This window comes from Reella acinonychis, assembly GCF_052828705.1.
This window is the reverse complement of sequence record NZ_CM128256.1, coordinates 939,639-962,250: the sequence shown is the minus strand read 5'-3', so window position 1 is coordinate 962,250 and position 22,612 is coordinate 939,639. Positions and strand designations below refer to the sequence as shown.

At 39.2% G+C, this 22,612-nt stretch carries 17 protein-coding genes and 4 tRNA genes; 1 reads left to right on the top strand and 20 read right to left on the bottom strand.

Annotated features, from left to right (window positions below; translation table 11 throughout):
• Nucleotides 1-3 precede the first annotated feature (3 nt).
• From hrpA to guaB, 14 genes are all read right to left on the bottom strand, one after another.
• Nucleotides 4-3,903, bottom strand: a complete 3,900-nt coding sequence (gene hrpA / locus ACUXZ4_RS04900) for an ATP-dependent RNA helicase HrpA (protein WP_464973913.1) — start codon at nucleotides 3,901-3,903, stop codon at nucleotides 4-6.
• A 48-nt stretch (nucleotides 3,904-3,951) separates the two neighbouring features.
• A complete protein-coding gene (locus ACUXZ4_RS04895; protein WP_464973912.1) occupies nucleotides 3,952-4,404 on the bottom strand; it encodes a DUF441 domain-containing protein in 453 nt (150 codons plus the stop codon).
• 71 nt (nucleotides 4,405-4,475) lie between these two features.
• Nucleotides 4,476-6,020 (bottom strand): peptide ABC transporter substrate-binding protein, encoded by a 1,545-nt coding sequence (locus ACUXZ4_RS04890; RefSeq protein WP_464973911.1) that lies wholly within the window; start codon nucleotides 6,018-6,020, stop codon nucleotides 4,476-4,478.
• A 33-nt stretch (nucleotides 6,021-6,053) separates the two neighbouring features.
• Nucleotides 6,054-7,097, bottom strand: a complete 1,044-nt coding sequence (degS, locus tag ACUXZ4_RS04885; protein WP_464973910.1) for an outer membrane-stress sensor serine endopeptidase DegS — start codon at nucleotides 7,095-7,097, stop codon at nucleotides 6,054-6,056.
• Nucleotides 7,098-7,105: 8 nt separating this feature from the next.
• Nucleotides 7,106-8,233: a bifunctional diaminohydroxyphosphoribosylaminopyrimidine deaminase/5-amino-6-(5-phosphoribosylamino)uracil reductase RibD gene (gene ribD / locus ACUXZ4_RS04880; RefSeq protein ID WP_464973909.1), complete on the bottom strand. Its 1,128-nt coding sequence runs from the start codon at nucleotides 8,231-8,233 to the stop codon at nucleotides 7,106-7,108.
• Nucleotides 8,230-8,685, bottom strand: a complete 456-nt coding sequence (gene nrdR / locus ACUXZ4_RS04875; protein WP_464973908.1) for a transcriptional regulator NrdR — start codon at nucleotides 8,683-8,685, stop codon at nucleotides 8,230-8,232. The genes ribD and nrdR overlap by 4 nt, the downstream gene beginning before the upstream one ends.
• A gap of 83 nt (nucleotides 8,686-8,768) precedes the next feature.
• Nucleotides 8,769-9,566, bottom strand: a complete 798-nt coding sequence (locus ACUXZ4_RS04870; RefSeq protein WP_464973907.1) for a hypothetical protein — start codon at nucleotides 9,564-9,566, stop codon at nucleotides 8,769-8,771.
• 335 nt (nucleotides 9,567-9,901) lie between these two features.
• Nucleotides 9,902-11,476 (bottom strand): glutamine-hydrolyzing GMP synthase, encoded by a 1,575-nt coding sequence (gene guaA / locus ACUXZ4_RS04865; RefSeq protein ID WP_464973906.1) that lies wholly within the window; start codon nucleotides 11,474-11,476, stop codon nucleotides 9,902-9,904.
• Between the two features lie 8 nt (nucleotides 11,477-11,484).
• Entirely contained in the window at nucleotides 11,485-12,024 is a 540-nt protein-coding gene (locus tag ACUXZ4_RS04860; protein WP_464973905.1) for a hypothetical protein, read from the bottom strand.
• A 158-nt stretch (nucleotides 12,025-12,182) separates the two neighbouring features.
• On the bottom strand, nucleotides 12,183-13,004 hold the full coding sequence (locus ACUXZ4_RS04855) for a BRO-N domain-containing protein (protein WP_464973904.1): 822 nt from the start codon (nucleotides 13,002-13,004) through the stop codon (nucleotides 12,183-12,185).
• Between the two features lie 48 nt (nucleotides 13,005-13,052).
• Nucleotides 13,053-13,679: a DUF1919 domain-containing protein gene (locus tag ACUXZ4_RS04850; protein ID WP_464973903.1), complete on the bottom strand. Its 627-nt coding sequence runs from the start codon at nucleotides 13,677-13,679 to the stop codon at nucleotides 13,053-13,055.
• A 1-nt stretch (nucleotide 13,680) separates the two neighbouring features.
• The gene (locus ACUXZ4_RS04845) at nucleotides 13,681-14,352 is read right to left on the bottom strand and encodes an HAD family hydrolase (protein WP_464973902.1); all 672 of its coding nucleotides are present in this window, start codon (nucleotides 14,350-14,352) and stop codon (nucleotides 13,681-13,683) included.
• A gap of 9 nt (nucleotides 14,353-14,361) precedes the next feature.
• Nucleotides 14,362-14,790 carry a hypothetical protein gene (locus ACUXZ4_RS04840; RefSeq protein WP_464973901.1) on the bottom strand — a complete coding sequence of 143 codons (429 nt, stop codon included), beginning with the start codon at nucleotides 14,788-14,790 and terminating at the stop codon, nucleotides 14,362-14,364.
• Nucleotides 14,791-14,844: 54 nt separating this feature from the next.
• Nucleotides 14,845-16,308: an IMP dehydrogenase gene (guaB, locus tag ACUXZ4_RS04835; protein WP_464973900.1), complete on the bottom strand. Its 1,464-nt coding sequence runs from the start codon at nucleotides 16,306-16,308 to the stop codon at nucleotides 14,845-14,847.
• A 134-nt stretch (nucleotides 16,309-16,442) separates the two neighbouring features.
• Here guaB and birA point away from each other — a divergent pair, with 134 nt between their 5' ends.
• Nucleotides 16,443-17,375, top strand: a complete 933-nt coding sequence (gene birA, locus ACUXZ4_RS04830; RefSeq protein ID WP_464973899.1) for a bifunctional biotin--[acetyl-CoA-carboxylase] ligase/biotin operon repressor BirA — start codon at nucleotides 16,443-16,445, stop codon at nucleotides 17,373-17,375.
• A 2-nt stretch (nucleotides 17,376-17,377) separates the two neighbouring features.
• Here birA and ACUXZ4_RS04825 read toward each other — a convergent pair.
• The 6 genes from ACUXZ4_RS04825 to recC form a co-directional block, all read right to left on the bottom strand.
• A tRNA-Gln gene (locus tag ACUXZ4_RS04825) sits at nucleotides 17,378-17,452 on the bottom strand.
• Between the two features lie 48 nt (nucleotides 17,453-17,500).
• Nucleotides 17,501-17,575 (bottom strand) — tRNA-Gln (locus ACUXZ4_RS04820).
• Nucleotides 17,576-17,603: 28 nt separating this feature from the next.
• Nucleotides 17,604-17,686 (bottom strand) — tRNA-Leu (locus ACUXZ4_RS04815).
• Between the two features lie 6 nt (nucleotides 17,687-17,692).
• A tRNA-Met gene (locus ACUXZ4_RS04810) sits at nucleotides 17,693-17,769 on the bottom strand.
• Nucleotides 17,770-17,906: 137 nt separating this feature from the next.
• Nucleotides 17,907-19,127, bottom strand: coding sequence for an ROK family protein (locus ACUXZ4_RS04805; protein ID WP_464973898.1), 1,221 nt, complete (start codon nucleotides 19,125-19,127; stop codon nucleotides 17,907-17,909).
• Between the two features lie 79 nt (nucleotides 19,128-19,206).
• Nucleotides 19,207-22,608, bottom strand: a complete 3,402-nt coding sequence (recC, locus tag ACUXZ4_RS04800) for an exodeoxyribonuclease V subunit gamma (protein WP_464973897.1) — start codon at nucleotides 22,606-22,608, stop codon at nucleotides 19,207-19,209.
• Nucleotides 22,609-22,612 lie beyond the last annotated feature (4 nt).

The following is a 22,612-nucleotide window of genomic DNA, read 5'->3' as shown; positions in this document are numbered from 1 at the left end:
ACGTTAAATACTCGCAATCACATTCAAAATCCGTTTGTCGGAAATGGGGTATTTTGTGCCCAGTTGTTGGGCGAATAAACTCACTCGTAATTCCTCGATCATATAAGGAATTTCTTTCACCTCATCAGAGTGCGGTTTGGATTTAGGCAGTTTTGCCAGTAGCTGTTGATAGGCTTGGCTCACTTGTTCCACTCGCAACATCGCCGCCCGATCACGATTGACATCTTGTAACAATTTATCAAGACGTTTATCAATGGCGGTGAGATAACGTTGCACATCATTTAAGCGGGCATAACCTGTTTTTTGCACAAAGCCGGGATAAATCAAACCACTCAATTGCACTTTAATATCAGACAGGGCAAATGCCATGGTGAAATCCATTTTGCCTTTTAAGCGTTTGTTTAACTCGTAAGTTAAGGTCAAAATCTGTTCCACTTGTTTGGCAATGTCCACCGTGGTTTCATTGAGGTTTTCACGAATAAAATCACGCAGTTTATCGAAATCCGATTCGTTCCAAACCAATCCACCAAAATCGCCGATCAGTTTATCCACCGCACAAGCGATACAGTCATCAATCAGTTCTAACACTCGCCCAAATGGGGTGAAATACAAACCGAGTTTTGATTTATTCGGGAGCTTTTCGTGCAGATATTTAATGGGGGAAGGCACATTCAGTAACAATAAACGGCGTAAACCTTGTTGCATTGCCACTTGTTGCTCAAATTCCGTTTCAAACAGTTTAATGCCAACGGCATCTTCTTCATCCACAATGGCAGGAAAGGCTTTAACGGTGAATCCACGTTTTTTCTGTTCATAACATTGTGGCAACTGATCAAAGTTCCAAAGGTGAATGCCACTTTGTTCTATGCCGTCGTCTGCCACCGCCGCAATACTTTCTTGCACCTGATCTTTAAGTTGGAATTTCAGACTGTCTAAATCCATAGATTCCGCTATTTTTTTGCCTTTATCATCAATCACTCGGAAAGTCATTTTTAAATGGCTGGGTAACTGATCCAATTGCCAACTTTCAGGCTCAACGCTGACGCCTGTCATACGGCGAAGTTCATAAATCAGGCTTTCTAATAGCGGTTTTTCAAAGGGTTTTGCTCGTCCTAAAAACGCCTCAGCATAATTGGGGGCGGGCACGAAATTTCGGCGTAACGATTTGGGTAAAGATTTAATCAAGGCAATAATTAATTCTTTGCGTAAACCTGGAATTTGCCAATCAAAGCCTGTCATCTCCACTTGATTCAATAAGGGCAAGGGAATATGCACGGTAACGCCATCGGCTTCCGTTCCCGGCTCAAATTGATAGGTGAGTTTGAATTTTAAATTGCCTTGATGCCAGAAATTCGGGAAATCCAGTTCGCTGACTTGCTCTGCATTGTCTTTGGTTAAAAAGGCTTTTTCAAAATTGAGCAATTCAGGATCTTGTTGACTGGCTTTTTTCCACCAGCTATCAAAATGTCGTTGAGACACCACTTCCGTGCCAATTCGTTGATCGTAAAAATCAAATAAGGTGCGTTCATCCACCAAAATATCACGGCGGCGACTTTTATGTTCTAAATCTTCGATCTCTTTGATTAACTTGCGATTTTGGTGAAAAAACGAATGCTTCGTGAACCAATCCCCTTCCACTAACGCCGATTGAATAAAAATTTCACGGCTAATTTGCGGATCGATAGATCCATAATTCACAGGGCGATTTGCCACAATGGGCACACCATAGAGGCTGACTTTTTCATCCGCCATCACTGCCCCTTTGGATTTTGACCAACGAGGTTCCGCATAAGATTTTTTGACTAAATGGGTTGCCAGTGGCTCAATCCATTCTGCCTCAATATCTGCCAGCATTCGTCCCCAAAGCTTGGAGGTTTCCACCAATTCTGCCGCCATCACCCATTTTGGCTGCTTTTTAAACAGAACAGAATTCGGGAAAATAGCAAAATGGGCATTGCGTGCACCTAAATATTGGCTCTTTTCAGCTTCTTTCATCCCAATGTGAGACAGCAAACCGCTTAAAAGTGCGGTATGAATTTGTGCATATTCCGCAGGTTGTGAATTAATCGGTAAGCCCATTTCTCGCACAGTTAAACGAATTTGATGATAAATATCTTGCCATTCACGAATACGTAAATAATTCAGATAATCCTTTTGGCATAAACGGCGAAATTGGTTTTTCGATAAGTCTTTTTGTTGTGTTTGGATAAATTGCCATAAATTAACAAAGGCTAAGAAATCGGATTTTTTATCAGCAAAACGGCGATGTTTATCATCGGCGGATTGTTGTTTTTCTTGCGGTCGTTCACGAGGATCTTGAATGGATAACGCCGACACAATAATCATCACTTCGTGCAAGCAATTATATTTTACGGCGGTCAGCAACATTTTGGCTAAACGAGGATCCACTGGCAATTGTGCCAATTGTCTGCCCGTTTGGGTTAATTGCCGTTTTTCACCGAATTTGGTTTTAACAAACTGGAACGCCTCTAATTCTTCTAACAGTTTGATACCGTCTTGAATGTTGCGTTTATCGGGTGCATCCACAAAGGGAAAAGCATCAATGTCATCTAAGCCCAGTGCGGTCATCTGTAAAATAACGGAGGCAAGATTGGTTCGCAAAATTTCAGGATCGGTAAATTCAGGGCGGTTATTGAAATCCTCTTCTGAATACAGGCGGATACAAATCCCTTCGCTCACCCGACCACAACGCCCTTTCCGCTGATTAGCTGAGGCTTGTGAAATAGGTTCAATGGGCAAACGTTGTACTTTTGTGCGATAACTATAACGAGAAATTCTGGCTGTACCCGGATCAATCACATATTTAATCCCCGGAACAGTTAAAGAGGTTTCTGCTACGTTGGTGGCAAGCACAATACGGTTTAAACCTGAAGGATGAAAAATTTTATTCTGTTCTTGTGCAGACAAACGGGCAAAGAGCGGTAAAATTTCCGTGTGTTTTAAATCTTGTTTTTGTAATGCCTCGGCGGTATCACGAATTTCACGCTCACCATTCAGAAAGATCAAAATATCGCCACGCCCTTCCGCCTGCAATTCATCTACCGCATTTAAAATACCTTGCAATTGGTCTTGATCTTCTTCGATAATTGGGCGATAACGCACTTCAACAGGATAGGTTCTGCCTGACACTTCAATAATCGGGGCGTTGTTAAAATGCTTGGAAAAACGTTCCACATCAATGGTAGCAGAGGTAATGATCACCTTTAAGTCAGGGCGTTTTGGCAACAACTGTTTGAGGTAACCGAGAATAAAATCATTGTTTAAACTGCGTTCGTGGGCTTCATCAATAATTAAGGTATCGTATTGATTCAGGAAAGGATCGTGCTGAATTTCCGCCAATAAAATCCCATCTGTCATTAATTTAACAAGGGTATTTTCACTGATTTGATCGTTAAAACGCACTTTATAGCCCACCAAATCGCCCAGTTCCGTTTTCAGCTCTTCCGCAATTCGTGTGGCAACGGAACGTGCGGCAATGCGGCGAGGTTGGGTATGTCCAATAAAGCCTTTCGTGCCTAAGCCTAATTCCAAGCACATCTTGGGCAATTGGGTGGTTTTTCCTGATCCCGTTTCCCCAGCAATTACCACTACTTGATGTTGTGAAATCAAGGCTTGAATTTCTGCTTTGCGTTGGCTCACAGGTAAATTTTCTGGAAATTCAATATTTTTCACCGCACTTTTGCGTTGAGTTAAACGTAATTGTGCTTGCTGGATTTGAATTGAAATTTCATCAATAATTTGTTGCTTTACTTCTTCATTCCTAACCTGAGTTAACCCTTTAATACGCGCAAATAAACGACGCTGATCGATCAACATCATATCTGTTAATTGATTTAGTAAGGATTTCTGCTGTTCTGTAAAAACAATTTTCTTTTTCTTCATAATCTGCATAGCTGAACTAAAAGGACGCCAATGCGCCCTTTATATCATTTACTTTCCACCAATCAATAAGGATAAAATGCCCCCAGCAATTAAAGGACCAACGGGAATTCCGCCTAAAAACGCAACACCAGCAATGGTACCAATTAACAATCCTGTCAGTAGCAAAGGCTGTGTTCCCATTAAATTGACACCTCGACCTCCTAACCAAGCCACTAAAATGCCAACCGCTACGGCTAACCACATTTTCCAATGTAATAGTGCAGCAAAATTGGGTAAAGGAATTTTACCCGATACAATAGGGCTTAAGACGCCAATAGTAAGAATAATAATACCAATACTTAAACCATATTTTTCAGTAAAAGGGATATATCTGGATAAAAAAGTTTGCTGCATTAACAGCAAGATGGTAGCAGAAATGGTAATGGAGCTATTATTGCCCAGCACGCCAAGCAAAATCAGCATAACTAATAATAATGCAATTGAATTAAAATGAAGCGACATAATTTTCCTAAAAGTGCGGTGGAAAAAAGAAAAGTTTTGCGAATTATAGCAAATTTATTATTTGAATGATCTTATTTATTTTGCACGCGTCGATAAAGATCTTTGCTATATAACACGCCTGTTGGATTTTTCAGACTATATCCTGCCAACAAGGGTTGAATATTCATTGCATGGGTATATTGGAAAAGCGGCAACACCACTTTTTCTTGTTGCATAATATCAATCACTTTTTGATAAATTTCCGCACGTTTTTGTTCGGAAGCTGTTAGACTTTCCAATAACAATTGATCCACATCTGAATGGCTAAAACCCATTTTATTGTCAGGATTGGTTGAATGTAACAAATTCAAAAATGCTGAAAGTTCATTATAATCCGCACACCAACCAGAGCGAATCAACTGAAAATCACCCGTTGCGCGTTTCTCCAATAACTCGGTATAGGTCACAGCCTCTGGCACAATACGTAATAAATCCGATTGAGACCAGGCGCGAATCAAACGCTCTGCAATCACATTATGAGGAAAACTATTATCATAGGTTAAACGCAAGCTAATGGGTTGTTTTATTTCTGCAAGCTGCAAAAGTCGCTCAATTTCTTGCGGTTGGAATTCCTGTTCCTGTTTAGGCTGCATATGCAACGGTAAAAAATTCAAGCCATTAGACAACACATTTGCTTTTTTCAGCACCATGCCTTTGGTGTAAATCATCGAAACTAACGCTTTTCGCACCGCACTTTTGGCTAGCAAAGGATCCTTAAAATTGAACTCATAAAAGTAGGTACAGAGTTTCGGAAAATAACGAGTGATCGTTTCTTGTTGCTTTGGCTTTTCCACAATATCAAACTGCTGAAGATCTTGTTCACCGCTTATTTTTCGATAAATAACTTGATTAAAATAACCTTTACTTGTATTCCAATAATGCGGATTTTTTTCTAATCGAATTTCCTGTTCATTTTCTGATATTAAACGATAGGCACCGTTGTAAACATGAGGTTGCTCGTTTTGCGGTAATAAAACCAAATGGGCGAGCATTTGTGGTAAATAAGGCGTTGGTTTATCCAATATGATTTTAATATGCTGCGGATCTAAGGCTTGAATACCTAAATGCTCAACTGATAATTCGCCTTGCAATACCGCACTCGCGTTTTGCATATTCATATAGCTTAAATATTGCTTTTGCGGATGATCTGATTGTGCTAAACGTTGCCAACTTGCCACAATATCCTGTGCTGAAAATACCTCACCATTTGACCACTTTAACCCTTCACGCAAAGTAAAAATCCATGTTTTTTGATCTGTTGTGGTCCAAGATTCAGCAATGCCAGGTTTAATATTACCCAGTTGATCGTAAATCACTACTCCTTCGAATAAATCTCGCATTAATGCAGCTTGTTCAGGCTGTTTTATTTGTTGGATTTCAGTGGCAAGATCTAAATAACTGCCTCGTAATAAAGTATCGACGGGCAATACTTCTGACAACGTTGGCTTCTGTTCAACGGAATTGGCAGGAACTTGTGGTTTTATCTGATCTACAGGCTCACAGGCGGTTAGTAAAACAAATAAAAAACTAACCGCACTTAAACGCAGAAAAGAAAGAAAAACCTTAACACCAATCATCTTATTACCCCAATGAATATCATCCACCAAAACTTAATTTGAAGGATATTCCTCTATAATAACGGGTAATTCTAAGGTTTTGCCTAAGCGAGAAATCAATACTTTCACTTTCGTATGTGGCGGCATATTACTAATCACAGGCATAATCTGAGCAGGAGAAGTTGCTTCAATATCATTAAATTTCAACATAATATCGCCCGCTTGAATCCCTGCCTTATCCGCCGGGCCATTTGGTACGACATTTTCAATCAAAATCCCACTGCGGTTGTAAGCACCCTGTCCATCGCTAAATAAAATATTACTTTGTACGCCAAAATAACCACGAATTACTCGTCCATCACGAATGATTTTTTGCATAACATCATTGGCAATTTCAATTGGAATCGCAAAACTCAATCCTTCAGCAATTTCATTGGCGTCTTTACCAATACTCAAGGTACTAATGCCGACTAATTCCCCTAATGAATTAATTAATGCGCCACCGGAGTTACCTCGATTGATGGAAGCATCAGTTTGGATAAAATTCTGTCTACCAACGGTTTCACCAATGGCATTACGTCCTGTGGCACTAATAATGCCTTGAGATACGCTTTGCCCTAGATTATAAGGATTGCCAATAGCTAAAGCGATGTCACCTACATGCACTTGGCGTTCAGCATTTTGAGGGATGGTTGCTAAATTATCCGCGCGGATTTTTAATACCGCTAAATCTGTTAAATCATCAGATCCAATTAAATTAGCCTCAAAAATTCGCCCATCTTGTAAAGCAACAATAATTTGATCCGCACTTTGCACCACATGCTTATTGGTTAAGATATAACCATCTTTTGACATAATAACCCCTGAACCAAGGTTATTAGTGGTAACATCGCCCGCATCCAAATTCGAATTACTAATAAAGGTTTGGTTATACACATTAACCACCGCTGGCGATGCAATACGTACCGCGTCTTTAAAAGACATCACCTCACTAGTTAATTTTAAGGCAGAGCCACCGGTAAATTTAGGAATAACAAATAAAATCAACCCTGCGCAAACTAATCCTATAAAGGCTGATTGTAATAATTTCTTAATCATAACCACTCCTAAGCTTGTTTAGGCGAATAAATCATTTTGACATCTTCGCCGATTTGCTCAATAGATTGTAACTGCCATTGGGGTGCTTTGGCTAATTGCGTAAGATGAGGTAATTTACATAATCCTCTTGCCTGATCGCCCAATAATTTTGGCGCCATATACAAGATTAACTCATTGACCGCATGCTGCTCAATCAATGCACCTGCCAATGTTGCCCCTGCTTCAACCCAAAGCGTATTAATTTGACGCTGACCTAATTCTTCCATCAATTCTAAAAGTGCGGTCTGTTTTTCACGACTTTTTAAAGTAATTTGTTGGCAAAACTCAGGAAAATTAGCAAGATCACGCGTTTTATTGCTGACCAGCCAAATTGGTGAAGATAAATGAAACAGCTGCAAATCTGGGGTAAGTTTATGCTCAAAATCTAAAATGATGCGTATTGGCTGGCGTAAATTTTCAAAATGATATTGTTGCTGAATTGATGTTGGTAGCTGCTCCCAACGTACATTTAAGCTTGGATTATCCGCTAAAACAGTAGCACTGGTCGATAAAATCGCCGACGCTTGCGCTCGTAATTGTTGCACATCGGCACGAGAATCAGCGCCCGTAATCCATTTGCTTTCACCGCTTGCCATTGCAGTACGCCCATCTAAACTCATACCTAATTTGAGTTGCACAAAGGGCTTGTTATGCCTCATTCGATACAGAAACCCTTTATTTATTGCTTCGGCTTTTTCTTGCAATAATCCCACCGCAGTTTCAATGCCTGCTTGCTGTAACATTTGCAAACCTTGTCCAGCCACAAGAGGATTGGGATCAGACATCGCTGCAATCACTTTGCTCACACCTGCATCAATTAAACCTTTGGCACAAGGCGGTGTTCTACCATAATGGGAACAAGGCTCAAGGGTAACATAAGCGGTAGCGCCTTTTGCCTTTTCCCCTGCATCGCACAACGCCATGACTTCTGCATGTGGTTGACCTGCTTTAAAATGAAACCCTTTTCCCACCACCTGATCAGCTTTTACTAACACACAGCCCACAACTGGATTAGGCGTTGTTGTAAAACGCCCTTGCAACGCTAAATCAAGCGCCATTTGCATATAATATTCATCCTGTGGGCTAAATTTCATCATAGCAAATCCTTTAATTTATCAATTTCTTTTGAAAATTCATTGATATCTTCAAAACTCAGATAAACGGAAGCGAAACGAATATAAGCGACTTTATGCAAGGCTTTCAATTCATCTAAGACCAGATTCCCCACGAATTTACTTGTTACTTCTCGCTCACCTGTTGCCTGCAATTGATGGGTAATGCGACTAATTGCCTCTTCAATTTGGTCTTCACTTACGGGCAATTTCCCTACTGCTTGTTCAATACTTCGACGCAATTTACTGTCATTAAAAGGTTCTCTTGAACCATCACTTTTTATCACTCGAGGCACAATTAATTCTGCCATTTCAAATGTAGTAAAACGTTCGTGACATTCAATACATTCACGACGACGTCTAACTTGAAATCCCTCTGCGACCAATCGGCTATCAACAACTTTGGTTTCTTCCGCAGAGCAAAAAGGACAATGCATAATAATTACCTTAATCAGAAAAGTGAGGAAAAACAGTCTAACAAAAATTTATTCAATTGACGATCAATTCTCAGCGCATTGCATTACAAATGAATCTGAAAAAATACCGCCCAAATAGGCAATGACATGCTGAGTAATAATAAAATCACGAGTTCAAAATAGGCTAATTTTTGCTTTTTAATAATATGCAGCGCAATGAAGAACATTAAAATCAAATGCAGAACAAAATATAAAATCACTGCAAATTCATTGCTTAAATGATCAAGTTGTTGGCTTAGAACTAACAAAACAAAAATCACATTTAGCAACAGCACAACTGCCATAGCAAAAGGTAATAAAGCAATAAAATTTTGCAAACGACTACGCGAAATCACTAAAGCAAAATTCGCCAACACAACACCAATAAATAGCTGACTGATTGGATTATAAATCAACAAGGAAAAATCATGAGAAGGCATTATAGTGATATAGCTTATTATTCCCACGACACCAAGCAACGCACTAAACTGCAATAATTTTGACCGCAGTTTTTCATTGTCAAAGGGTTGTTTTGCTGCAATTAAACACATAGCTAAACCGCATAAATAACTAAACAGCATTGAAATAGAAAATTGTTCTGCTGCAATATTTATTACCAACCAAACTAGCCAAAATACAGTAAAAAAATGATGAGAAAACAGCAAACGTCCACGTTGCCCTGGGCAAATATCGCCTTTCACAAATACCAAACAACATAATAATTGCGCGATCAATAGCGCAACAGCAAAAGCAGAAACTGCATGTGGTTGTAGAAACGAGATATAACTATCTGTTAATAACAATAAAAGAATTGGTAACAAGGAAAAAAGCGCGGTCTGTTTTAATGAAGTTTTCTCTGACATAAACGAAATAAAAAAATAAGCCCCAAAAATTGGGCTTATTATGCAAGATTTAGCCTAGATTTGCATTAGAAATCTCTATCAGGCACTTTATAGAGCTTATTTTTCAACGTATAAAATTTGATTTACTGGCAGTTAGAATAATGCCAATACCGTCATCAATTTGACGGTATTTTTTATCTTTCGTTAAAAATTGTCAAACGATACCGCCAAAAATACCGTCAAAAAAATGAACTACCTAGAAAAATAAAGAAAAGCTTAGAAAAAAATAAAGCCTTGAAATACAAGGCTTTATAGTTAATTTGAAATTATTAGAAATAAGCTGAAACAGCTAATTTTTATTCCCACTCAATAGTCGCTGGTGGTTTACCTGAAACATCGTACACCACGCGGGAGATGCCGTTCACTTCGTTGATGATACGGTTGGAAATTTTGCCGAGTAACTCGTATGGCAAGTGTGCCCAATGTGCCGTCATAAAGTCGATGGTTTCCACTGCACGAAGGCTTACTACCCAGTCGTATTTACGTCCGTCGCCCATTACGCCTACGGATTTTACTGGTAGGAACACAGTAAACGCTTGGCTGACTTTGTAGTACCAACCTGAGTTGTAGAGTTCTTCGATGAAAATCGCATCGGCTTTACGCAGTAAATAGCAGTATTCTTTTTTGATTTCGCCTAACACACGCACGCCTAAGCCTGGACCAGGGAATGGGTGGCGGTTGAGCATTTCTGCTGGCAAGCCAAGAGCCAAACCGATTTTACGCACTTCGTCTTTAAATAACTCACGCAATGGCTCGACAAGTCCAAGTTTCATATAATCAGGCAAGCCACCTACGTTGTGGTGCGATTTAATCACGTGGGCTTTGCCCGTTTTGCTGGCGGCAGACTCGATCACATCTGGGTAAATCGTGCCTTGTGCTAACCATTTCACTGATGTGAGTTTTTTCGATTCATCATCGAATACATCCACGAACACTTTACCGATGGTTTTACGCTTCGCTTCAGGCTCGTCAATGCCTTTAAGTGCGTCTAAGAAACGATCTTCTGCATTCACACGAATGATGTTCAAGCCGAATTTATCGCCGAACATTTCCATTACTTGATCGCCTTCATTTAAACGCAATAAGCCGTTGTCCACGAACACGCAGTGTAAATTTTTGCCGATGGCACGGTGTAATAAAAGTGCGGTTACCGATGAATCCACGCCGCCTGATAAGCCTAAAATCACTTCATCATCGCCTACTTGCTCTTTAATGCGAGCCACTGCGTCTTCAATGATGTTTTCCGCAGTCCAGTTGGTTTCGCAGCCACAAATGCCGACTACGAAGTTTTTCAATAATTCTAAACCGCTTTTGGTGTGAGTGACTTCTGGGTGGAATTGCACGCCATAGAAACGACGGCTTTCGTCTGACATTGCAGCGATTGGGCAAGTTGGAGTGACACCAGTGATGGTAAAGTGCGGTGGTAATTGGGTGACTTTATCGCCGTGGCTCATCCAAACGTCAAGTTTCGGGGCATCGCAACGGGTCAAATCATCGTTAAGTTTTGCAAATAGTGCGTCTGCGGCTTTTAAATCCACGCTTGCATAGCCGAATTCACGATGGTCAGAGGTTTCGGTTAAACCACCCAACTGCATTGCCATTGTTTGCATTCCGTAGCAAATGCCAAGCACAGGCACGCCTGCGTTGAACACATATTCAGGGGCACGCGGGCTGTTTTCTTCGGTGGTGCTTTCAGGACCACCCGAAAGAATGATCCCCGTTGGATTGAACTCACGAATTTGTTCTTCCGTCACGTCCCAAGCCCAAAGCTCACAATACACGCCAATTTCACGCACACGACGGGCGATAAGTTGAGTATATTGCGAACCGAAGTCCAAAATTAAAATTTTATGATTGTGAATGTTTTTCATTGGTTACCTTATTTATTTTCAGGAATTTCTTTGATCATATATTTAACAATGTCTTTTTCAGTATCTGTTGATATTACGATAAATTGATAAGTTTTATTATTTTTAGCTGAAAACTTATAACTTTTTCCTATATCTATATTTTTACTTACACTTTCGCCATTTTCAAATGTAAAGGTAAAATAACCATAATTATTATAAGGGTACTCTAATAAATAAATAACACCTAAAAAATCATCTATCACAGGTTCACGTTTTTTCAGTTCTTTTATTTCGTTTTCAACAAATTTACTTTCTTTGGAGTTAGCACTTTCTTTTATCCCCAATTTCGATTTTAATTGTGAATTTTCAAGCTGCAACGCTTTTACTTGTGTTTCAAGTGCCGATATTTCGGCATAACGCATATTGACATAGTCTGCTTTACTATCGCTTGTACGAGTAGCGAGTGTCCAAGTTGCACCAATCAAAGTCGTGATGGAAATTGCAGAATAGGTAAGAACTTGTTTCCACGACAAATTTTGGATAAATTCTAACTCAGCAAATTTTTTCATTTTAGTTTCCTTTTGGTCTGAAGAATTTTTACTATTATAACTGTTTAATATGATTTAAGTCATTGTACAAATTTTAATTTATGTACAAAACCGAAATTTTAAAATTTATATTCCGTTCAACGTTTAGTGACAAATTTCTCTAAAATTTTGACCCGTTGCTATTTCAGTTTTTTCTTATCCGCTAACATCTTCTTCGCCGATAACTCGCTCACCACTTTCTTGCCTGTTTTACTTTCCAACTCTTGCAACGCCACTTTGGCAACATTGCCACCTTGTTGGGCGACTTGTTGATTTTCTTCAAAAGTTTGGGGATCAACGGCTTGGGAAATATCTTTGGCGGACGCTTCGGCTAACATATTTAAAATTAGCTCGGTATTGGTCATATTATCTCGTAAGTTTTCCTTTTTTAAGCCTTTGAATTGCTTATATTCTTTAGTGGTTTTGCCACTCCAAGCCTTAGTAATAATATCAGTCAGCACCGCAAATTGTTGCCCTTCTTGCACGCCTGTGCGTTTCCATTCGTCTGTCAATTCTTTGCGAATTTCAATGCTTTTCAGCCGTTGGTTGATCCAATTTTCTGAATAGCCTAAACGTAAATAATCCTGCATTGCTCGGTTAATGGTCAGTTCAGGATCTTGGTATTCATCAATCCGCTCACTGCCGACTTGTGCCAACCACTGCTTAAATGGCTCCGCTTTCGGCGACGGAATAGATTGAATTAAGCGTAAAAGTTGTGGCACGTCTGCCACATCGGTCATTCGCATTTTTCCGTCACGGGCAAGCATTTTCAACCCGTGACAATTTGTCACGGTTTCATTGCCTTCAACTTTTAAACGCTGTTTCAATTTTCGCCAATAGGCTTGTGGATCAAGACTTTCCGTCAAAATCTCAACCACATCAACAATGGAAAAATACCACTTTTCCTGTTCTTCGTCCCAAACGGAACGCACTTCTTTTTGTTCAAATAATTGGATACTCATTATTGGTTCCTTTCACAGATGAAGACATCGGAAAATTTGCAAATTTTTCTAATTTTTGGACCCGTTGTTAAACCATTCCACATAATCAAATTGGTCGTAATAACGTTTGCCAAATAAGCCTGTGTTTTCAAAGAGATCGCCGACCATTCCTAGCTCAGAAAAGCCTGAAATTTTCACCGCACTTTTGAGTTCTGGGTAGTCTTTATAAGTGAAGACCACTTTATTGGCAAAAGGTAAGCGGTCGAATTCGACTAAGTCTTCGTAAGTGCAGCCATCGCGGTCTGTCATTAGGATAAACAGATTATCCAAATTCATACGAGCGGTACGTTCTTGCCATTTTTTTGCAGCCTCTTGCTCGCTGTGGTAGTGCATAAAATGGATGGTTAAATCAGCGAGTTTTCCAACAGGATAGCCTTTCTCCGTTTCGATAAATTCAAGGGGTTGATTGCGATAAAAATCCATCTTGCTTAAATAACGAATAAAATCTTTTGGCGTTAAATACAAATTCACAAAAGGGGAATCAAAACGTAACTGTAAATCGTGCAACATAAATGCCCCAGTGCAATTACTGGAAATCACTGTCGGGCTAGTATTTTTTATTCTTTTTCGATTTTCCGCATTGATAAATTGGCGAAAATAGCGATTAATTCGGTTGCTGATACGTTTTAATAACATCTTATTCCTTGTTAGTTAATTGTTTAATAATGGCTAATATCTCTAGCATATCTTTTCCCATATAATCGGCAAGAGATTGGTCGATTTCCATTCGGGTTTCTTCATAGCCAATACAAGTCATTCCCGCTTTTTTCGCTGCAACCATTCCAAAATAAGAATCTTCAATAGCAACCGAGTATTCAGGCAACACGCCTAATTGTTGCATTGTATATTGATAAATTTCAGGATGGGGTTTGCTTTGGGCAAATAAATCACCAGTTACAATTAAATCGAAGTCATTAATAATGCCACATTGAGTCAATATATTTTGAATATGTGGTAATGGCGACGATGACGCCACTGCTAACTTAATATGATGTTGTTTGGCAAATTGAATAATCTGCTTAATATCTTGGCGGAAAATCGTTAAATAATCCATTCCATCAAAAATGCTATGAAAAAAAGCATTGTAGCGTTCAGCCAATTCTTCTTGCGATAAACGAGAACCACTAATTGTTTTAATAATTTTAGCAATATCTTTTAAAGCTTTGCCAACCACTTGAAGATATTCTTGTTTCGTAATTTCATCGGGACGTTCTTTGACTGCTTGAATAAAATCTTTTTGCAAAGCAAATTCGACATATTCAGTATCGACAATCACACCGTCCATATCAAAAATAATGGCTTGAAGCATTTTCGTTTCCTAAAAATTACAAAGTGGCTTTGCACCCACCATATTGATGTAAGTTAAATTGACTGAATGGGGCTCGATTTTTTTATCCAAAAAGGTTTGGGTTGCTTGTAATGATGAGCCATTCAGTTGGGTAATTTTAAATTGGGCAAACGGCTTTTTTTGGTTATCTAATAAGGTAAAAGCGTTGTTGCCGATTTTGCTTAAATGCACTGTTTCGGTGCTGTTTAGGCGATAGTGTTCGCTGTCTTCGCAGCTGTAATCGTAAATTTTTACGCTACCGTTTCGTTGAAATTGGATAACTCGATAAGCATCATCAACGGGTTGCATTGCCCAGTAGCCTTTATAAACTTTTGAATTTAAATCACTTTCCGAAAATTTGTGAGAACCACCGCAAGCTGCGAGAAAAAGTGCGGTGCAAAAAACTAAACTTTTTTTCATAAATTAAAAATAAAAAACTTCCCCCACAAATGTAGGGGAAGAAAGTCGCTTGAATTAGCTCATACGATAGTTTGGTGCTTCTTTGGTGATGGTCACGTCGTGAACGTGGCTCTCTTTAATACCTGCACCGCTAATGCGTACGAATTGTGATTTGGTACGAAGTTCTTCGATGGTCGCACAGCCAGTTAAGCCCATACAAGAACGTAATCCACCCATTTGTTGATGGATGATTTCTTTTAGATAGCCTTTGTATGGAATACGACCTTCAATGCCTTCTGGTACGAGTTTGTCTGCTGCGTTATCGGATTGGAAATAACGGTCGCTTGAGCCTTTGCTCATTGCCCCTAGCGAACCCATACCACGATAAGATTTGAACGCTCTGCCTTGGTAAAGTTCGATTTCGCCCGGTGCTTCTTCTGTACCTGCGAACATTGAGCCAACCATTACACAACTTGCCCCTGCGGCAATCGCTTTGGCGATGTCGCCTGAATAGCGGATACCACCGTCAGCAATCACTGGAATGCCACGTTCTTTTAATGCAGCTGCTGCGTCTGCAATCGCAGTAATTTGTGGTACACCCACGCCTGTTACGATACGAGTGGTACAGATTGAACCTGGACCGATCCCCACTTTCACCGCACTTGCCCCTGCGTCCGCTAAAGCAATCGCCCCTTCAGCAGTCGCAATGTTACCCGCTACGATTGGTAAGTTTGGATATTTCGCACGTGTTTCACGTACACGTTGTAGCACGCCTTCTGAATGACCGTGTGATGAGTCGATCAATAAAATATCCACACCCGCTTTCACAAGAGCTTCAATACGTTCTTCGTTGCCCGGACCCGCACCCACCGCAGCACCTACGCGTAAACGACCAAATTCATCTTTACACGCGTTTGGTTTGCTTTCGGCTTTTTGGTAGTCTTTTAAGGTGATCATCCCTTTTAATTTTTCTTGATCGTCCACGATCAAGATTTTTTCAATACGGTGAACGTGCATTAAATTGAAGATTTCTTCACGTGTTGCGGTTTCTTTCGCTGTGACTAATTTCGCTTTTGGCGTCATAAAATCCGCCACTGTTTTGGTTAAATCAGACACGAAACGGGTATCACGGCCTGTGATAATACCAACTAGTTCGCCTTTTTCATCAACGACTGGGAAACTTGCAAAGCTGTTTTTTTCCACCACTTTAGCTAATTCCGCAAGGGTTAAACTTGGTAGAACGGTGATTGGCTCAGATACCACACCGCTTTCAAATTTTTTCACCTTACGCACGCGATCCGCTTGGCGTTCAATCGACATATTTTTATGGATAAAACCAATGCCGCCTTCTTGGGCAAGGGAAATCGCAAGTTTGGTTTCAGTTACTGTATCCATCGCTGCCGAAAGCAGTGGGATATTTAGACGAATTTCTTTGGTAAGTTGAGTAGAAAGGTTGGCAGTATTAGGTAATACCGTTGAGTGTGCTGGAACTAATAGAACGTCGTCAAAAGTTAAAGCTTCTTGTTTGATGCGTAACATTGCAATATTCTCTCTTATTAATATGTTGTAAAATATTGCGGCGAGATTATACAGGTTTCATTAAGTTTTGTGAATGATTTTTTGTGAAAAAACGCTCATTAATTTATCATTCATTTTTTATCAAGGACAGCGATATGCAACAATTATTAGCACTGATTTCGGATTGCCAAACACATTCTTTTGAAAAATTAACCGCACTTTTAAAATGTGATGATGCGCAGTTATTGCAAGAAATTCAACAATTACAACAACAAGGCATACAGATAGATACATCCTTCGGCGAAGTTAAGCTTATTCCACAAACAGAATTACTGGATTTATGCAGAATACAAACTGAGTTGCCTTATCAAATTATTTATCAACCTGTTATTCATTCCACCAATCAATTTCTTATTGAAAACATCAAACGCTTGAATAAAGGTGATATTTGTATTGCAGAACACCAAACTGCTGGACGAGGACGACGTGGACGTCAATGGCTTTCGCCTTTTGCCAGCCAATTAATGTTTAGCTTTATCTGGCAAGTGGATGCGAGAAAAGCGATTGATGGCTTGAGTTTAGTGATTGGAATGGCAATTTATGAAGCGATTCAAGAATTAGGCGGAAAAAATGTGATGCTAAAATGGCCAAATGATATTCTGTTAAATGGACGTAAATTGGCGGGCATTTTGATTGAAATTACCCATAATTGCAAAGGAAAATTACATTTAGTCATTGGCATTGGACTGAATATTGCTCTGCCACAGCAAAATCAAATCAATCAACCTTGGGCAAATTTAACCGAAATCTTACCGAAAATAGACCGCACTTTATTGTTCATCAAGCTAATAAAACACATTTATGCAAAACTTGCTCAATTTGAACAGCAAGGCATTAGCTCAGAATTCTGTCAGCAATGGCAAGAAAGAGATGCATTTTTTGGCGAAGAAGTACATATCATTACCGAAAAAGAAACTATTTCAGGCATTGAACAGGGAATTGATCAACGCGGATATTTACAATTGCTTGTTAATGGCAATCAACAAATGCACTTTAATGGTGGAGAAGTATCATTAAGGAAAAAATAAGATGGCTGGGGTACTAGGATTCGAACCTAGGGATGCCGAGATCAAAACCCGGTGCCTTACCGCTTGGCGATACCCCAACTGAGATTATCTTGAAAAGAGATAAAGATTTGTTCTTTAGAATAGTATGGCTGGGGTACTAGGATTCGAACCTAGGGATGCCGAGATCAAAACCCGGTGCCTTACCGCTTGGCGATACCCCACCTACTAAAAGACTGCAAGCTGATGAAATGGTGCGGAAGGAGGGACTTGAACCCACACGCACAGGCGCCAGAACCTAAATCTGGTGCGTCTACCAATTTCGCCACTTCCGCAACAAATGGTGGCTACAGCGAGATTCGAACTTGCGACCCCAACATTATGAGTGTTGTGCTCTAACCGACTGAGCTATGTAGCCATTTTTTGCGTTACCGACATCGGCTTTGCGGAGCGTATTATGCTGATTTACATCTAGTTCGTCAACTCTTTTTTGTGAGAAAATGCATTTTTCAGCTTATTCGAATAGAGTTTAAACAAATCAGCGATAAATTCTGCTTATTCCGCTAATAAATGGCGAAGCAATGTGCCATCTAATAAAGCTTGTTTCACTAAGGCAAAAGCCCCTATTACACCTTCATTTTCTAGCTGTGATTCCACTAAAGGCGTATCCACCACAAATGAAGGCAAGGCATGGTTTTCAAGCGTTCGGCGAATAGCAGCAAATAAAATATTTTTTGCTTGAGTAATTTCCCCTGAAATCACAATTTTCTCAGGATTAAACATATTCACTGACATCGCCAACACACGTCCAATTTGAGTGCCAACATGCTCAATTAATTCCGTCGCCACTGCGTCATTCTTATTGCTTGCTTTACAAATCGCCTCAATATCATGACTTTCTAAAGATAACCATTTACTTTTATAGCCATCTTCCAACATTTGTTCCATTTTATTTTCAATGGCAGAATTGCTGACCACCGTTTCCAAGCAGCCAATATTGCCGCACAAACAACGTTTGCCCAATGGATCGACCTGAATATGTCCAATTTCACCTACATTATTCCGATAGCCTTGGAAAACTTCATGATTAATCACAATCCCTGCGCCCACACCGCGGTGGACACGCAACAATAATGAATCAAAGCAATCTTGTGTGACGCCAAAATAATGCTCAGCGAGTGCCAAACTACGCACATCTTGCCCTATATAAGTGGGCAAATTAAAGGTTTGTTCAATACGTTGCGCCAAATCCCAAGGCTCTGAAAGAGAAAAGTGCGGTAAATTTTCAATGAGATTATTTTTACTATTAACAAACCCCGCCACTGTCATACCAATAGCAATCAACTCGCTCGATTTTTTTTGATTTTCAGCAATAAACTCATTTAATTCACGAAATAATAATTGCTCAAGTTGTTGAATATCTTGTAATTCAGGTAAATCAAATTGACGTTGTTTTAATAGTTTTGTTGATAAATCCATCATCGCCAAAATCACTTCTTGACGACCAAGGTGAATGAGCAATGTGCGAAATGCCTTTTGTTGTACCACTATGGAAGTGGCTCTGCGACCACCTGTCGATTCTTGTTGCTCCACTTCTTTAATTAAACCACGCGCCAAGAGGTTACGCGTAATTTTGGTCACGCTCGCAGGCGCAAGCTGACTTAATTCAGAAATTTGGATACGAGAAATCGGCCCCTGTTGATCAATGAGCTTATACACCATGGCACTATTCATTTGTTTAACCAAATCTACATTCACAATTTGATTAATCTGCATAGGATTCCACCTTTAGTTATTACACAAAATACGCCTGTTATTCTATCTGAAAATTCAAGAAAAATTAACCGCGCTTTTGTTACATTTTCTTGACACTGTTATACATTAGGGCGAACCACTCGGTTGTTTGTTGCATAATTTCAGGTAAATATTGATTTATATCCTGAGTTTGCTTCAATAGTCTACGCCAATAAGGATCCTTATCATAATGACTATATTCATTCCCATAGGCTAACTGATTCACTGCCTTAATGTAGCTTTCTTCTGTCGCATTTTTTGCTAAACAATCTTTGAGAGAACTTGTCACCACTAAGGTTAATTTCTGTTCTTTATGCAAATAAGCCGCTAAATACGTTTTTAATAAAGAATGGGGATCAAATTCATCACTCATTTCAAAATATTTTCCAACTAAGGAATCTTTTTCCCTCGCATAGAATAATGGCGATAAGACAGAGTTTGGCAGCGAGGCAGCTTGAACTAAGAAATACAACCAATTTTCAATTAAATAGCTATCTTTATGACTCGCCATACGCCAAGTGATACGACGACGCTGATTATCTACATCAAATAGATTTTCCAAATAACCTTTTAATACCACATTTTTGCCATCAATAAGGAAATTGAGCTCAATATATTCTGAAGCAGGTTGCTTATCTAAATAATCTGCCAACACTGAGCGAAATTGCATAATTTCAGACCGCACTTTTTCAATATAAACCTGAGCAAATTCACCACGAGGCAATGTGCCTTTCAGTTTTAATTGTGCAAACACCTCATCGATGTTTTCTTCTTGTAGCAACGCTTGGCGAATTTGATAAAGATCTAATCCCTGCAAAGTGAAATTTTCCGTATCCGAAATTTCCTCATCTTCACAACGGAAATAAGCACCAAGTTGTTGTTCAAAAAAGAATTTAATTGGATTTTGCACAAATTTAATCAATTGATCTAACTGAATTTCAATCACCTCTTCACTAATGTTTTTCTCCTCTATTGGCTGAATAAAATCATCAACAGGTGATTGATTTGAATTGGCCACTTTTTCCCATTCATAAGCAAAAGTGCGGTGATTTTCGCTGAAGTTTTTTGGACTAAACGCTGTCATTGCGTGGTAATTCACTAAAGCTTTCTGCCCTTTATGCTGAGTTGATGGCAAAGCATCTAAGTTATCATATAAATAATCCAAGAGCTGATTGACTAAAACCGACGGTTCTAACAGCGAATTATCAATAATTGATTGCCCAACGTAACTGATATACAAACGTTCATCCGCAGATAATAAGGCTTCTAAAAATAAATAACGATCATCGTCTCTACGAGAGCGGTCGCCTTTTTGATGATGATATTGCATAAGATCGAAGCTGTTTGGCGTTTGTTGACGCGGGTAATCTCTTTCATTCATACCAAGCAAACAAACGACTTTGAACGGAATCGCACGCATCGGTAATAAGGTACAAAAACTCACTCGCCCAACCAAAAACTTCAGACTATATTTATTATCATTTAATTGTGTCGTTAAGGCGTCAGCTAATACGTCCGCTTCAATAGGCTGATCAAAGTGTAATTGTTGTAATAAGTCCGTAATCTGCTGAATACCATCTTGAATATAACGAAAAATATCTGCTGTTTTATCCTCTACGGCAAAAAAATCCGTTAAAAGTGCGGTTAAATATTGTTGCCATTTTTCGATGCAATGAGGTGCTTGTAATTTCTGGTGCCAATCCATGAGTTTTTCAATAAACTCGCTCAAAGCGCCTGTTAATCGACTTTTTAAACCATAACTCGCATCAAAACCAAGATGTTCTTCTTGCCAAATACCATTTTCTTCACGCATAGCAAAACCAAGCAACATTCGCTCTAATCCTGCTTGCCATGAATTATAATTTGTCTCTTCCTGTTCTGATTTATTTAAACCAAAGCGAATGCCTGATTGCTCAACCCAATGCCGAACATATTCAAGATCTGATAAATCCAAGTCGAAACATGTTCTGATAGAAGGAATATCCAATAGTTCAAGCACATTTTCCGCACTAAATTGGCTTTCTTTTAAACGTAAGAAATTTAAGAAAGTCGCCAGTAAAATTTCACTTTCCGACAATTTTTCATCGGAAATAGAAAACGGAATGTATCGATGATCATAGCGATATTCTTGATGTTGCTGAGACCATATTTTTTGTTGATAACGACCAAATACCGCTTGGATATAAGGCGCATAACGATCGATATCTGATACCATTACCACAATATCTTTTGGTGTGAGATCTGGCGACTCTTGAAAACATTGCAGCAAATAATCATGTAACACTTCCACTTCACGCATTGGACTATGGCAAGCATTAAAGGAAATCGATTTATCCATTTCATCAAAATGCAATGCGCCTTTTTCACTCGGTTTTAGTTGCAAAATATGATGTTTAAGCTGCGATAATAAGCCATCTTGTTGCCATTGGCGATTAGACTGAATTTCAACCGTATCTAGTTGACTTAATAAATAGAAAAAGTCGCGCCCTAATTTTCCCCAGCTTGCCAATAAAGGATGACCCACTAATAAATGTTCATTTTCTGCGGTCAGTTCTTGTGCACCTTGTGAAAAATCTTGTAATTGCGTTTCTGTAAACAAAGGCTTCGCCGCTTGTGTTTTATAGTCAGTGAGTTGTTTTAATCTCAGTTGCTGCGCAAATTTATCATCAATAATGTCTCCCCAATAATATTCGCTTGGATTATTAAAAAAGAGATGGACATCACAATGTTGGCTAATAGCCTCAAAGGTCTCTAAATAGGTTTTCGGCAATGCTGAAATACCAAAAATAAACAGACGTTTAGGTAAATTATGATACTGAGGAAGGGAAATATATTGCGTATGTAAATTTGCACGATGTTGAATCACATTGAGTTGATTTTCGCCCGAAATATCTTGAAGCAATGCTCGCCATAATTGACCTTGCCATTGAATATCTTGCCATATTTGAGCATTGAATTTTTCATCTGCTTGAGGATGTTGAGCAATAATTTCAGCTAAAATCTCATTGTCATTTCCTTGCTCCCAAGCCAAAATCCAGTTTGGTCGATAAACTAAATATTGGTCAAAGAGATCCGCGATTTTGCAAGCAAGCTGATATAACTTTTGCTGTTCAGATTGTTTTGAACAATGCAAATAATGCAGAATTGGCTGGAAATCACTACGCTGAATTAAGCGCATAAGTCGCCAAGCCATTGCTTCTTTACTGAATTGGGCTTGTTCTAACACATTCGGCAAATTATCGACATACTGTTGCCAAATAAAACTCGCAGGCATCGGAAAGCGAAAATTAGCCGCAATGCCATTTTTCTCCGCCAATTTTAATTGTAACCACTGCGCCATTCCCGGACTTTGTACCAAGATCGTTTCAGGCTCAAAAGCATTTTGTAATGGCGCTGATTCAATAATGTAATTTAAAATATCTTTTTGAACATCAAGATCATTTGAATGATAGACTTTAAACATGGCA